The organism is Bacillus cereus group sp. BfR-BA-01347, from assembly GCF_022663835.1.
GTDB classification, from domain to species: domain Bacteria; phylum Bacillota; class Bacilli; order Bacillales; family Bacillaceae_G; genus Bacillus_A; species Bacillus_A thuringiensis_K.
The window spans coordinates 221,793-235,364 of the sequence record NZ_JAKUGG010000006.1 but is presented as its reverse complement, the minus strand read 5'-3'; the positions used below and the strand labels follow the sequence as shown (position 1 = coordinate 235,364).

Below are 13,572 nucleotides of genomic sequence, written 5' to 3'. Positions count from 1 at the left end.
TATCCATATATATAATTCGAAGGTATATGCGTTTTTGTGTCCGTCATTTTAAAAAAATATAAAAAAACTTTAATCCGAAACTAAAAGATTAGCTTAACATAATGTCTCACTATTAATGATGAATAGGAATCTCGTTATAGAAGCAGCAGTTTTTATGCTACAACTCTACATTCAACTAACTAAAATCAATGAAAAAAAGAGCAGATAGTCTGCTCTCTTATGATGCCTCCTTATGTTCCGTGGAATGTTTAACACTCCCCATTCTCTTTAGTTTATTCCATCCTACCGCTACGCCTCGAATAGATGAGAATATAGATTTAATGACAACATAAGTCATAAATTGACGATAAATAAAGCGTTGTAAAATTAACCACACTAACGGTTTAGGGTCCTCTTTCTCTAATTTAAATGCAAACAGAGATGCAAAAAGGTCTAATAAAAAGAATATAAGATAAAACCCTAACACTTTTAGCGGATTGCTACCAAACAGCCCCATAATCATTAAAATATCTGCAAAAGGAGCAATGAATTGCAGAACATATTGGAATAACCACATGTTAGGCAATGCAATAAATCCTAACGTTTTATGTTTTGTATGAAACACTGCTTTTCGATGTTTCCAAAGACATTGGAGTGTACCATATGACCAACGATATCGCTGTTTAATTAGACTTTTCACATCTTCAGGTGATTCCGTAAAAGCATAGGCCTTTTCTTCATATACAATTTTATATCCTTGACGTAAAAATGTAATAGTAAGATCCGTATCTTCTGCTAACGTATCCTCACTTAAATATCCAGATTCAACTACATTTTTTTTACGCCATGCTCCAATAGCTCCTGGAACTACTGTAATACAATTTAACTCATCAAAAGCTCTACGTTCTAAATTAAACCCGGTAATATACTCAACATGTTGCCAAGTAGTTAACAAGTTTCGTCTATTTCCCACTTTGACATTACCTGAAACTGCCGCTACATTCTGATTTTCAAAGTGTCTAATCATGAGAGAAATAGCGTCTTGCGCAATAATAGTATCCGCATCTAATGTGACAATAATCTCTCCTCGAGATTGTTGAAACCCTAGGTTCATTGCCGATGATTTCCCGCCGTTTTCTTTCTGAATGAAACGAACTTTAGGGTGTTTATAAAATGTTTCTTGCATTACTTTTGACGTACCATCTGTCGATCCGTCATCCACAACAATAACTTCAAATTCTCCATACTTACTATCCAAAATTGAGCGAATTGTCTTAGCTATCACCTTTTCTTCATTATATGCTGCTATGACAACACTAACAAAAGGTTGGTAGGACGAATTAATAGAGCGAGATAACGTTTTTCTTTTTTGCTTCCATGCAAAATAAATTAAGAATAAGAATCGAAAAATCCCTAATCCAATAGCAATATAAAAAATAGTTGTTAATATATGTTTAAAGTATCCCGCCCCTGAAAAGACAGCTTTATTGTAAAGTAAATATTGCTCACCCTCAGAAGAAACTGGGGGCATAATTTCATCTCGTTCTTTATTCATTAAATCTGAAATTGTTACAAAACTATATCCATGCTTTTTAAGCTCTTTAATAATGATCGGCAACGCCTCTACCGTATGGGTACGATTCCCTCCCGCATCATGGAGAAGAATAATATTTCCCTCTCCCTTATAAACGGGATTAAGAGCACGCTTTACTAATTCATTAGTTGATGGTGTTGCCCAGTCCTCAGGATCCACTTTTTCTGCTACCATTGTATAGTTCATATTTTGTGCCCGTAAAATAGGCACTATTTCATTTGAGGAATCCGGGTTAGCATCCGCTTCGTATGGTGGCCTAAACAAAACTGTAGAATGCCCAGTTATTTCCTGGATCAGACGTTGCGTCGTATTAAGTTCTACTTTTGTTCGTAGTAAAGACGTATCAGCTACGTTAGGATGCTTGAAAGTATGATTGCCAATTTCATGCCCTTCATCGTATATTCTTTTTACAATACTAGGATTTAGTTGTGCGTTTTCACCAAGGACAAAAAAAGCAGCTTTTATTTTATTCTCTTTTAATATATCTAAAATTTCTGGCGTATATTTCGGGTCTGGTCCATCATCAAATGTTAATACTACTTGTTTCCCTTTCGGTTTTCCATATCGTTGCACTTCGTATGCAGATGGTAAAGATTGATATACTTCATCTGTAAGATAACCATCTTTGCCTACTTTAAAATCTCTCAATCCATTTTGCTTTTCATTCTCAATCTGTAAAATTTCACCTTGTCCAGAATAATTCACTTCATCTAAACTAGTGATTTTATGTAATACATCAGGATTTTTTTGTGCCTCAATCGGATTTTTTAAAACTTTCCATATTGTAGGATCTTCTGCTCCTAATCTCCATAACGCAAACCCCTTTGCATTGTTGTCCATTGCGATTTTCACTTGATTATAGAGAGTAACACTGTCTAAGAACCAAGCAGTATGTTCTTTCTCTCCTGTTTTATATCTAAAATAAGGATTTCCACTCATGTTATCCCATTGAATTTTCATATTGGAATCATTCGCCATTGTCATAACTTCTGAAAAAGTTAAAGACTTCGCAGGTTTTTTACTATTTATTTCCCAATCATATCCGTAGTTACCGAAAGCAACTATAAGTTTATTAGACGGAATATTCAGTTCATTCAATGTATGTTGGAACCACTTATTTGAAGCAATTGGTCCTGGTTCCCCCGCTCCATAGTGCTCATCGTACATCATTACAATCATACGATCTATTATTTTTGCTAATGCACCATAATCAAAAGCCTTATCATTAGCTGGAACATCTTGTGTAACGAGCAAATCATGTTTATGAAAGACCGTAGTAAGTTCTTTCATAAAATTTGTTAAGTTTTCTCTATCACTTTCAGGTACGGCCTCAAAGTCAATATTAATACCTGAAAACTGACTCTTTTTAACTTCGCTTACTAAATCATTAATAAATTTCGTCTTCACATCATTCGGCGAATTCAGTAACTTATGGATAAGATCACTATCAGGGCCAGAAGCTTTTTCTGTATAGTTAGTAAGTAACGGCATAATTTTCACATGATTTTTTTTTGCTAGTTTTACAATCTCAGGTTTTATCTCACTTCTAATCGTTAAATCTTCTTTTAAATGATACCATTCTGGTACTAACGTGGTTAATGAATTGATATTTTCTTTTAAAGACGCTGTACTATTTTCATCCCAGTTTACATAAAAACCATACACTTCTTTACGTTGTTTACTATCGTTTGTCGAATTCACCAAATTTTTATTATCCTTCATTTCGGTATTTGGCTTGAATTCTTCCTTCTTTAACTGCTCCTCACTAAGTTTTTGATTAATTGGTACAAGTTTCGTATCTTGTTTTACAGTAGGATTCATGTTTGGAATTTCTGGTGTTGAAAAAATACTTTGAAAGAAAAAATAAAATACAACACCTACACTAACTATTGAGATACATAGAAACCAAATAAAGGCTATGTTTCTCCTTCCTTTCGGATCATAAAAAACAGGTTTTTCTTTATCTTTCTCTTGTTGAATGTTTTTCTCCATTATATTTTTCACATACTCCTTCTTAATAGAACTATAGAATAATAAAGTGAAACTTTAATTAGCCTCACCAATCTAACATTTATAAGCAGCCCAACTCCCATCTAACTTCTTTGCCTTAGCTAAATTTTGAGATGGGAGTTTTACTGCCCACAATAGCGAGATAAATCCTTTTAGCTTTAAATTGAATCTCTCACTTCCATATTCTATTGATTCTTTTTTTCATTGCCTTGTTGGTGGCCCCTATTCTCTTGTTGAGATCCCCTTCCATTGTTCCCTTGCTCATTCTCATTATTTCCTTGTTGAGGTCCTCTTCCGTTGTACCCTTGCTCATTCCCATTATTTCCTTGTTGAGGTCCTCTTCCGTTGTTTCCTTGCTCATTCCCATTATTCCCTTGTTGAGGTCCTCTTCCGTTGTTTCCTTGCTCATTCCCATTATTTCCTTGTTGAGGTCCTCTTCCGTTGTTTCCTTGCTCATTCCCATTATTTCCTTGTTGAGCTTCTCTACTGTTATTCTCCTGTTGATTCCTTCTATTTTCTTGCTGAGATCCTCTTCCATTGTTTTCTTTTATTTGCTTCGATGGCTGTTCCTCTGTTTTCTTTTGTTCTTTATGCTCTTGCTTCTCATACTTTTTTTCTTGTACGGGAGACAAATCCATTGTTGCATCAGGAGATGACTCCGGTTGCGATTGCACCTCTTCTTCGTTTTCCACCGGATTAGACGGCGTGGCAGGAGGCGTAAGCGATTTGTTCTTCTCATTCTCTTGCTTTATATAGACACCTGTGCCAATTCCAGCTTTTCTAGCATTCTCTCGTACTTGCATTGTGCTACTTTGATATTCAACTGTAATATGTTTTAGCTCATATTCTTTCTTTAATTCTTTCATTGCCTTTTCCAAAAGTGGTTCTAGTGCCTTGTCCTTTGCAACAGCTGTTAGCATAACTTGCTTATCATTCGTTAAATACTTATCCTCTTGACTTTGCTTTATAATAGTACGTATTACTTCTTGCAATTGTTTATTTTCCCATTGCTTCAATTCTTTTAAAATACGCCTTCCATCATCATTACAAGCCTGCAAATCTATAACACGAAAATCCTTTGTTACGCTCACCTCTAAACTTGGATTTATATCAACTGAGACGTAAGCAAATACTTTTTCTTCTGGTTGGTTGTAGAAAAACAGCACTGCAAATAGAAAACAAGCAACAAGTATTGATGCAGGCTTTAAAAAGGAAGGGATTGAAAAATACGATGCTTTTTGTTCTTGCTCATCAAATGAGATTTCTTCCCCGATTATGCAAGAATCCCCTTTTCTTTTACACGTAATAAACTCTCCATTTGGTGTTAAAACAACTACGCTATGCTTTTTTATATCCATCACAATTCCTTTATTCATCATGCTTCCCTCCCTTTATATAATCAAGAATGTATGTATAGTTGTTTGCAAAGATAATACACATTGCAATGATATATTTTCTATGACGCTCCAATGTTTTGCGACTTACCCTAACACGCGGTTCAATATGTTTAAGCGGTAACTTTTTCTTTCGGAACAGCTCTTCCATCATTTCCTCTTCTTTTATAATAATTTTCACAATTTCTATTAAGTGCTCACGTGTATCACGATGCTTAGGAGATTCTTTAGCAAGCTCTGAGAATGTGATTTTAAACTCAGCTAGCACACTTTGAAAATGAAGAATTTCCTCCTTACGGTTACTATTTTCCATCTCTTTCATATACTCCGTAAGCGACACTTTCATTTCTAACATTTCCTCTTGCTCATCTTCTTTTAAAAAGACAAAGTTATGTTTAGACTCCTTACGTATATAGTCAATTACATCTCTTTTTATAAGAAGATCAGCAAACGCTAAAAAGGATTTTCCTTTTGTATATGAATACTGTTCAATTGCTTCGTTAAACGCAAACAATCCAATGCTATATTCATCATCCTGTTCTGTAATATATCGGCGGCAGACAGATGAAATTGATTTTCTAATAAAAGGCTGATACTGTACGATAAACGCTTCTTTATCTTCTTCGTTGTTTTGTATGTTACATACGATATCTTCTATTTTCGGTTTTCTTAAGATCTTCATTACTAAACTCAACACTTGTAATCTCCCAGCCTCCTTCAAATAGCAAAATGGCCACTGCACAAGTGACCATTTAACCAGATTTTCTTGGTACTTTTCTTCGGTCTTGTTTTCTTGCTGTTAATTATATTTTTCGAGTCTAACTTTTCCCAACGTTTTCTTAATGATTTTCCTTTTCTCTCAGCACTAAAGTTAAGTTTGTATTTTTATCTACTTTCTTATTTTCTACCGTTCGTTTTGCTTATTCTTTTTCTATTTTATCTGCAATTCTTGAATAACTCTCCTCTATATCATTGGTAATTTCATCCTTTTATTTTGGATGCCCACTTAATCTAGTAATTTTATTAATACTTCTATATTCTTTCATAGTCATTTTTCTTCTATTTATTTTCTTCACTATACATATTCGGAGGAATACATAGTTTTATGGGGGTCAAAAAATATTTTTATAAAAAAATACATATTTATTTCAAAAATAAAAACCATCAATTTGAAAAAGGATAATCAAATTGATGGTTTTCTTATAATATCTATTAAATTAAGTTGGATTCTCATCATATCTAAAAAAAGTACTAGCTATCCTCTGCCGCTTTTCTCCACTTTTATCTTTCTTGGTTATCATAATATGTCTTATCTGCGTATTTTCTATCATTTCCTTTTAGATAAGCTAAAATTACTTTTGGATTTTTAAATAAAGTCCAGTCTCCATATGTATCAAATCTTCTGCATGAAGTTATCATTCCATTTTTAATAGTACCGAATTTCTTATTATTTTTCTTTCCCCACTCTTTTAAACGTTTTGCGAAATCTGCATCTTCTGCCATAAGCATGTTTTCATTAAATCCATTGATTGCCATAAAGTCTTTTCTATAGCACCAAAAAATCCCTACAGATATAGCTCCGTACTTAAAAAGTAAAGGGATTATGATTAACATTGCGGAGAGAAATATTCCTAAAGATATTCTTTCAAACTTCCCATTCACCCCACCACCAATGTATTTACCTGAAGCTAAATATTTATCTACATTAGACAACATAGACTCTGTCATTATCGTATCAGCGTCTATAGTAACGATTATTTCTCCACTGGCTATTTTAGCCCCTGCATTTCGAATTTTAGATAAGTTTTTATCGTTATTTTTCAATGTAATACAATTATAAGATTTTGCTATTTCCTCTGTTTTATCTGTACAACGATTTAAAACAACTATAACTTCCGTTTGCTCTTTATATGCCTCTGATGCCTTTGCAATTGAATCTAAACATTTTCTAATGTACTTCTCTTCATTGTGTGCAGGAATTATAATAGAAAACTTCATATCTTTTTTCAAATTGACTCCTGAAGATTCATTTGTCTCAGTCATAATATTCCCCCCTTATTTTATAAGGTTAATATCTACTATACATAAATTATATTAATATTTATTAGGTTATATTATAGAAACTGAAGGTAAAGAGGCTCTTACTGTCGACGTTCAAAAGCAAGACGTACAGCAAGCACCGTTAAAACACTTGCCATAAGCCAACGCTGTACTCGTAGCCACGTCGGGCGTGTGCCAAACCATTTTGCAATTTTACTTGCTGTACATACAATTACAAGGTTAACTATAAAGCTAACAGTGATTTGCGTAAGCCCCAAAACTTCACCTTGAAAAAGCAGCAATCCCTTCTCTGGATCTTAAAATTGAGGTAGAAGTGATACATACAAAATGGAAATCTTTGGATTAAAAAGTAACCTATCCGTAGAGCTACTAAAACTACTACGAATAAAGCAAAGCAACATGTAATATTTCGAATCCACTTTTGTATATCACCAAAATACCTTTCTATAAATATAGCGTTGATAGTAAGCATAAGAAATAAAACAAAGAAAGGCAGCGAGGTATAGGTCCATTTTTATCTTCATGGCTGGAATTATACTCCTTACCAAATTTCTAAATGAAATGTATAGCTGAGTAGTTACCTTATTTTTCAAAAAGACATTCTGGTTATTTCTTTTTCACTTCTTCTACAAATTCCCATGTCTCTCCGTTATCTTTTGATTGATAAAGTGCACTACTATCGCCATTGTAGTCTCCATCTGCCCCTTGTCCAACTAACATATTAAAAACCCCATCTTTCTCATATGGCATACTAGGAGAATCAAAAGGACTTATTGTGGACTGTGTATGATCTAATTTCACTTCATGCGGCGGATATTCTACCTTTTTGAAAGATACTCCCCCATCATCTGTACGATATAACTCTCCTTCATTACCAGAAGGCCTGATTGCTCCTAAAAACCCAAGTTTATCATTTATAAAAGTGATTCCTGATACACTACCAATCCCCCCATTAAATGGGTCTGGATTGATAACCTCCCATGTTTTCCCTTCATCACTAGTCTTGCTTAATGAATAAAAGGCGCTCCCTAATGCTTTATCTGTCATATTTAGTTTATAACCAACTTCTTTCGATAGGAAAAACTGTTCTTTTTCATTCTTTAAATCTTGTTGTTCCTTCTCTTTAAGCCTATCTTCTTTTGGAGGCGTCTTTGATTTACTCCAACTTGCGTCACTTATTAAATTATATCTAGCAGGGACTAGCTCTTTCTCTTTTCCAGGGACAAATATAGATACAGTATATCCAATGATATCAGAAGCTGCTTCTTTAAGACTCTGCTCCTTACCATCCTCAGTAATATTAATAATTCCCTCTGTATTGGATCCCCAATTTCTTTTTCCATAATAAATCAACCCATACTTACTTTCATTCCATTTTTTGACCGTTTGCTTAACTGGGATCGCCTTAACCGTTTTAATTAAAGGTTCTACTAATTTATCATCATTATAATCAGGCTTTGCGTATCCGTCTCGTATTATAGTAATATCTTCTGATTTCTTCTTATTATAAGAGATTAAATAAGTTTCTTCTTTCCCATCAACATTTTTCCCATAAACAAATGTATCAAACGCTGTGATTGTTCCATCTGAATGAAACGTAAGATCAAAATCAGTTGCCATATACAATTTCTTTGGCAAAGGATATTTTTTATTTATATCTTCAAAAATACCTTCTACTCCAGATTTATATATATTATTATGTTTAAGTTTAACTGACCTTTCATGTTTTAACTTTTCTATAAACCATGCCAATTTGCCATTGTAATTTATTGCACTTTTATAAATCTGCATCCCATAAAATGATGTAATTGCAACAATAACGATAATAGAAATGGATCTCCATGCTATTGAATTTGTTAATTTTTTAGATTTATATTCTCTATTTTTTATCACCCGCATTGTAGTAAATGTAGTTATGGATATAAAAAGTACTATACATAATAACAAAATGTAAATATTATAATTCATTCTTCCGTACTTACAGTATAAGGCCAACTCATAACAAAAAATCCCGTATACAATTATTAGTATTGGATTTGTTACTAATGACAGAAGTATCCTTTTTGTATTTTCTCTAAATATAGAAACCACTCCTAATTATATGAATTACTGATATTAAGTATACTTTATTGTAAAGTAACAAAAAAGCTATTTAATCTTGTCGCAAAAAATACAATAAACATATGAATATTATATTCATGTTAAAAAGGCCAACAATCCAAGATTGTTAGCCTCTACTTCCCATATTCGTATCTTTTATCACTTTACTTCCTTACAACTGGAATCCACATTTCACCAAACACTAAGCCGTTTCTTTTCCCCATCTCAACCGTCGTATTTGGTCCACCAACATAAGCAAACTCATTTGCATCTGGTAAAGCTTGACCGAAGGCGATGCCAGTCAACTTATTACTTAACTCTTCAGCTGTTTTGTCTTCCCCTTTTACTACTAAGTATTCTCCCCTCGGAAACTGAATCACTCTAGATTCTTCTTCTATTTGTGCTTCTGTCATGACACCCGCATAATACATCATTTTGTTATTCACCGCTTCGCTCACAGAAAAAATGTATTCATTTGTCGCTAAAGCTTTTAAAGTGTCCAGCCTTCCATCTTCTTTAACAGCCGACCAAAAGTCTTCCTTTTCTTTATTTATTCCAGCAAAGTCTGTGTACTCACTCTTAATTTCAGTTCCAATACCTAACACAATAAAGCTATCTTTTTCTTCTATAGTATAATTTTTCATATACAAAACCTGCCTCTTTTTTTATTAATCAAACGATTTATCTTTTCATCTGATACGTTTATAATATCTTTAAACCATGTCAAAAAATGATACTGTTTAGGAGACCAAAATGAAAAAAGTTGAACGGATTAATACAATTATGCGGTATATCAACAACCGCTCCCACTTTACAATTTCTGAAATCATACGAGAATTTAACATATCACGATCGACAGCTATTAGAGACATTAGAGAAATTGAAGCTATGGGAATGCCACTTGTCGCTGAAGTTGGGAGAACGGGTGGATATTTTGTTATGCATAATTCTATCCTGCCCGTTGTTCGCTTTACTGATAATGAAGTGAAAGCTCTTTTTATTGCCTTTATGGCTACGAGGAATCAACAACTTCCCTATCTAAAAAGTCGTCAATCTTTAGCTGAAAAACTACTAGGACTCATCTCAGAAACCCAGCAAGATGACCTCGTTCTTTTAAATCAACTCTTGCTGTTCCAAGGAACTAATCCTCATAATCCCGATCTACTTGAGCTTTCTGATCTCCCCCATCCTATGTTAGAAAAACTCATTCAAATCCTTCTTTTGGATAACCATTTATTGATTACCATTAAAGAAGATGAAGAAATTAAGTCTTATCCAATTTATCTATTACACCTTTATCAAGAAAAAAGCCATTGGATCATTGAAGGATTTGACTTAAAAGAAGAAAAGAAGTTAATGTTTCCTGTCGATGCTCTCATCAATATCGAACCGTACACGACGAATAAAAGGCTCAATAAGAAAAAGATTTTAGAAAAACTAAGTAAGAAGGCTGAAGCAATTAACCTTGTACTTGAACTTGGTCCGACAGCAATTGCCCAGTTCAAAAAATACCATCCTTTAAAAATTGCAATATCTTATACTAATCCTTACCAATCCACAGCCATTTTAAAAACTTTTATCAATGTTAACAATCCCGATGAAGTGACGGAAATAATAAATTGGCTGCTTTTTCTAGGGAAGGATATTAAAATCAAAGAAATACCCGATGAAGTATTAGCAGATTTACAAAAACGAGTGTGCTTATACATTCCATAAGCAGTGAGCCTCAAATATTAAGCTTTATCACTGGATAATTATCCTATTTTTAAATACCATTTCATTTACTACAATGAGAGCATGATAAATAATAAAAGCACGGAAAATCTCCCGTGCTTTTCTAAATATATATTATTCCTGAAGGTTTCGTTTATCTCGTTTCTTACCCTAACTGACGTTTAAATGCTTTACTGGCGAAAAAGTAAGAGATGACCATTATACCTACGCACCAAGCGAGTGCAATCCAAATATCGTTACCCACAGTTCCTTCATATAAAAGAGCACGAATCGCATTCACGATTGAAGTTACAGGCTGATTCTCTGCAAACGCACGAACAATTTTTGGCATCGTTTCGGTAGGCACAAAGGCCGAACTAATAAATGGAAGAAAAACTAGCGGGTACGAGTAAGCAGTCGCCCCTTCCATAGACTTCGCTTTCAATCCTGGAATGATAGCTAGCCATGTTAGCGCCAGCGTAAACATCCCAAGTATTCCAGCTACCGCGAGCCACTCTAGAATATTAGCACTGGAACGGAAACCCATTAATAATGCAACAAGAATAACCACCACGATAGTAAGTACATTAGCAACAAGAGAGGTTAAAACATGAGCCCACAATATCGATGAACGCTTAATAGGCATCGTAATGAAACGTGCCATCAGCCCACTCTTTACATCCGTAAAGAGTCGCACAGAAGTGTAAGCTACACCGGATGCGATAGCCATTAGCAAAATTCCCGGCAATAAATAATTGACGTAGTTATCTGTTCCTGTCTTTATAGCCCCGCCAAATACGTAAACAAATAATAGCATCATCATAATCGGCGTAATCGCTACTGTAATAATTGTATCCGGGCTGCGCATAATGTTACGCATTAAACGACCTAATAATACACCTGTTTTACTTTTCATTTACATCTCCTCCTTTTTGCCAATGATCGCAAGGAATATTTCTTCCAATGTCGGTTGCTTCTCGATATACTCCACTTTTGCCGGTGGGAACATCTCTTTCAGTTCAGTAAGAGTACCTGTCGTAATAATTTTTCCGCCATGCAAAATAGCGATACGGTCTGCTAGTTGTTCGGCTTCTTCCAAGTACTGGGTCGTAAGCAAGATCGCTGTGCCGCTACCGGCAAGTTCCTTGACTGTATCCCACACTTCGATTCGCGCTTCAGGATCAAGTCCAGTCGTTGGTTCGTCAAGAAAAATAACTGCTGGCGCCCCTATCAAACTCATCGCGATATCAAGCCGGCGCTTCATCCCGCCTGAATACTGATCTGCCCTTTGGTTTGCCGCATCAGTCAGGCTAAATCTTTCAAGCAAATTGTCAGCGACTTGAACGGGATTGGAAACACCACGTAACTTAGCGATCATTATCAAGTTTTCTTTCCCCGTCAACATGCCGTCTAAAGCTGCAAACTGTCCTGTCAAACTGATACTTTGACGAACTTGATCTGGTTGGCGCTGTACATCAAATCCACAAATGCTTACCTCACCGCCATCTTGCTTCATTAGCGTCGAAAGGATGTTGACCGTTGTTGTCTTTCCCGCTCCATTTGAGCCTAGCAGTGCGAAAATTTCGCCACGCTGTACATCAAAATCCACTCCCTTTAACACTTCTTTGTCTTTAAAAATTTTTTTTAATCCTTTTACAGAAATCGCTGCATTGCTCATGCTTTTTCCCCCTTACAAAAATAAATTACCTATACCCTCTATTTAGTACCACCGATATTCTGTAACACTTAGTACTGAGTTAAAAATATAACTGAATAGCGATGGCGGTAGTTCACATTTATGACCAGCTAATCAGTCGGTATTACGTATTGCATTTATTTTTTTCTCAATTTCTTCATAATACTTTCATTCAAATCTTCACGATATTTGGAGACATACGTTTTAGCGTTTGCCACTAGTTCGTCAGCAAAAGATGCCACATCTTCCCCAGTAATATCTAGCACTTGTCTACCTTCCGCTGCACCGGCTTCAAACAAATCGATTAATTCGTACTGAATGTGCAGCATATCCATCCCGTTTCCGGTCGAAAAATTCCACATATAGTTTTGAATTTTCTTAAACACAAACTGATAGTCCTCTGGCAGTGCTGCAACACGTGCCATCATCATTCTGTACTCTTTTTTATCACCGATTAATTTTTTGAATATTTCCAACATGTTATTTTCCTCCTTTTTATAAAGCAGAACAAGAAACTCTCCAAATATGAGCCGAAACATTTTATATTATGAGGCTAGTTTGACTTCAAGACGTTAATTTTTGACGATACAAAATCCCATTTTCTCCAAAATAGTTCAAGCTCCTGACGACCAGCTTCATTTAATGAATAAAACTTACGAGGCGGCCCCATATCTGATGGTTTCTTTTCAATATTCACAAGCTTTTTCTTCTCTAGTCGTACGAGAATGGTATACACCGTTCCTTCCACGACTTCGGTAAACCCAAGATCATTCAAGTGGCGAGTAATCTCATAACCATACGTTTCACGGCGGCTAATGATTTCCAACACACACCCTTCCAGTGAACCTTTCAACATTTCAGTTAAATTTTCCATGTTCTGATCCTCCTTTACCCCCTATTCTGTCTGACTTATATTCAGTATTACAGAGTACTAAGGCGAATTTTTCACTGAACAGTTTTTGTGAATTCGAACTATTCAGTATCACTTATTACATCTACATTGTATGACTAAGTAGCGATAGATG

11 protein-coding genes and 2 pseudogenes are annotated in these 13,572 nt (G+C 34.9%); 1 reads left to right on the top strand and 12 read right to left on the bottom strand.

The features are described from left to right. Positions 1-217: 217 nt before the first annotated feature. The 8 genes and pseudogenes from MR143_RS12690 to MR143_RS12655 all read right to left on the bottom strand — a co-directional run bounded on the left by MR143_RS12690 (position 218) and on the right by MR143_RS12655 (position 9,782). Positions 218-3,565 (bottom strand): trifunctional glycoside hydrolase family 18/polysaccharide deacetylase/glycosyltransferase family 2 protein, encoded by a 3,348-nt coding sequence (locus tag MR143_RS12690; RefSeq protein WP_199717911.1) that lies wholly within the window; start codon positions 3,563-3,565, stop codon positions 218-220. A gap of 203 nt (positions 3,566-3,768) precedes the next feature. Further along, the gene (locus MR143_RS12685; RefSeq protein WP_199717905.1) at positions 3,769-4,962 is read right to left on the bottom strand and encodes an anti-sigma factor domain-containing protein; all 1,194 of its coding nucleotides are present in this window, start codon (positions 4,960-4,962) and stop codon (positions 3,769-3,771) included. After that, positions 4,952-5,674 (bottom strand): RNA polymerase sigma factor SigI, encoded by a 723-nt coding sequence (sigI, locus tag MR143_RS12680; RefSeq protein ID WP_199717904.1) that lies wholly within the window; start codon positions 5,672-5,674, stop codon positions 4,952-4,954. The genes MR143_RS12685 and sigI overlap by 11 nt, the downstream gene beginning before the upstream one ends. A 584-nt stretch (positions 5,675-6,258) precedes the next feature. Beyond that, on the bottom strand, positions 6,259-7,020 hold the full coding sequence (locus MR143_RS12675; protein WP_000141001.1) for a glycosyltransferase family 2 protein: 762 nt from the start codon (positions 7,018-7,020) through the stop codon (positions 6,259-6,261). Positions 7,021-7,118: 98 nt separating this feature from the next. Next, a pseudogene (locus MR143_RS12670) lies at positions 7,119-7,388 on the bottom strand (LysE family translocator); the annotation flags it as partial. Further along, positions 7,385-7,537: pseudogene (locus MR143_RS12665) on the bottom strand (DUF3963 domain-containing protein); the annotation flags it as partial. The pseudogenes MR143_RS12665 and MR143_RS12670, both read right to left, overlap by 4 nt. Positions 7,538-7,644: 107 nt before the next feature. Then, complete coding sequence (locus tag MR143_RS12660) at positions 7,645-9,129, bottom strand: WD40/YVTN/BNR-like repeat-containing protein (RefSeq protein WP_074593070.1); 1,485 nt, start codon at positions 9,127-9,129, stop codon at positions 7,645-7,647. A gap of 173 nt (positions 9,130-9,302) precedes the next feature. Next, positions 9,303-9,782: a GyrI-like domain-containing protein gene (locus MR143_RS12655; RefSeq protein ID WP_000801038.1), complete on the bottom strand. Its 480-nt coding sequence runs from the start codon at positions 9,780-9,782 to the stop codon at positions 9,303-9,305. A gap of 109 nt (positions 9,783-9,891) precedes the next feature. On the opposite strand from MR143_RS12655, the gene MR143_RS12650 reads away from it, so the two are divergent. Next, a complete protein-coding gene (locus MR143_RS12650) occupies positions 9,892-10,854 on the top strand; it encodes a helix-turn-helix transcriptional regulator (RefSeq protein WP_000755056.1) in 963 nt (320 codons plus the stop codon). A 163-nt stretch (positions 10,855-11,017) separates the two neighbouring features. On the opposite strand, the gene MR143_RS12645 is transcribed toward MR143_RS12650, so the two are convergent. From MR143_RS12645 to MR143_RS12630, 4 genes are all read right to left on the bottom strand, one after another. Continuing rightward, the gene (locus MR143_RS12645; protein WP_000837801.1) at positions 11,018-11,767 is read right to left on the bottom strand and encodes an ABC transporter permease; all 750 of its coding nucleotides are present in this window, start codon (positions 11,765-11,767) and stop codon (positions 11,018-11,020) included. Then, a complete protein-coding gene (locus tag MR143_RS12640) occupies positions 11,768-12,529 on the bottom strand; it encodes an ABC transporter ATP-binding protein (RefSeq protein WP_199717903.1) in 762 nt (253 codons plus the stop codon). It abuts the gene before it with no gap. A gap of 155 nt (positions 12,530-12,684) precedes the next feature. Next, a complete protein-coding gene (locus MR143_RS12635) occupies positions 12,685-13,026 on the bottom strand; it encodes a DUF1048 domain-containing protein (protein WP_000889650.1) in 342 nt (113 codons plus the stop codon). A gap of 74 nt (positions 13,027-13,100) precedes the next feature. Then, positions 13,101-13,421: a PadR family transcriptional regulator gene (locus MR143_RS12630; protein ID WP_000429484.1), complete on the bottom strand. Its 321-nt coding sequence runs from the start codon at positions 13,419-13,421 to the stop codon at positions 13,101-13,103. Between the last annotated feature and the right edge of the window lie 151 nt (positions 13,422-13,572).

What these genes read in the sequence shown, in the direction of transcription:
- MR143_RS12645 (WP_000837801.1), bottom strand. Translation starts at nt 11,767, where the DNA reads ATGAAAAGTAAAACAGGTGTATTATTAGGTCGTTTAATGCGTAACATT.
- MR143_RS12690 (WP_199717911.1), bottom strand. Translation starts at nt 3,565, where the DNA reads ATGGAGAAAAACATTCAACAAGAGAAAGATAAAGAAAAACCTGTTTTT.
- MR143_RS12685 (WP_199717905.1), bottom strand. Translation starts at nt 4,962, where the DNA reads ATGATGAATAAAGGAATTGTGATGGATATAAAAAAGCATAGCGTAGTT.
- MR143_RS12655 (WP_000801038.1), bottom strand. Translation starts at nt 9,782, where the DNA reads ATGAAAAATTATACTATAGAAGAAAAAGATAGCTTTATTGTGTTAGGT.
- MR143_RS12640 (WP_199717903.1), bottom strand. Translation starts at nt 12,529, where the DNA reads ATGAGCAATGCAGCGATTTCTGTAAAAGGATTAAAAAAAATTTTTAAA.
- MR143_RS12630 (WP_000429484.1), bottom strand. Translation starts at nt 13,421, where the DNA reads ATGGAAAATTTAACTGAAATGTTGAAAGGTTCACTGGAAGGGTGTGTG.
- MR143_RS12635 (WP_000889650.1), bottom strand. Translation starts at nt 13,026, where the DNA reads ATGTTGGAAATATTCAAAAAATTAATCGGTGATAAAAAAGAGTACAGA.
- MR143_RS12675 (WP_000141001.1), bottom strand. Translation starts at nt 7,020, where the DNA reads ATGACTGAGACAAATGAATCTTCAGGAGTCAATTTGAAAAAAGATATG.
- MR143_RS12650 (WP_000755056.1), top strand. Translation starts at nt 9,892, where the DNA reads ATGAAAAAAGTTGAACGGATTAATACAATTATGCGGTATATCAACAAC.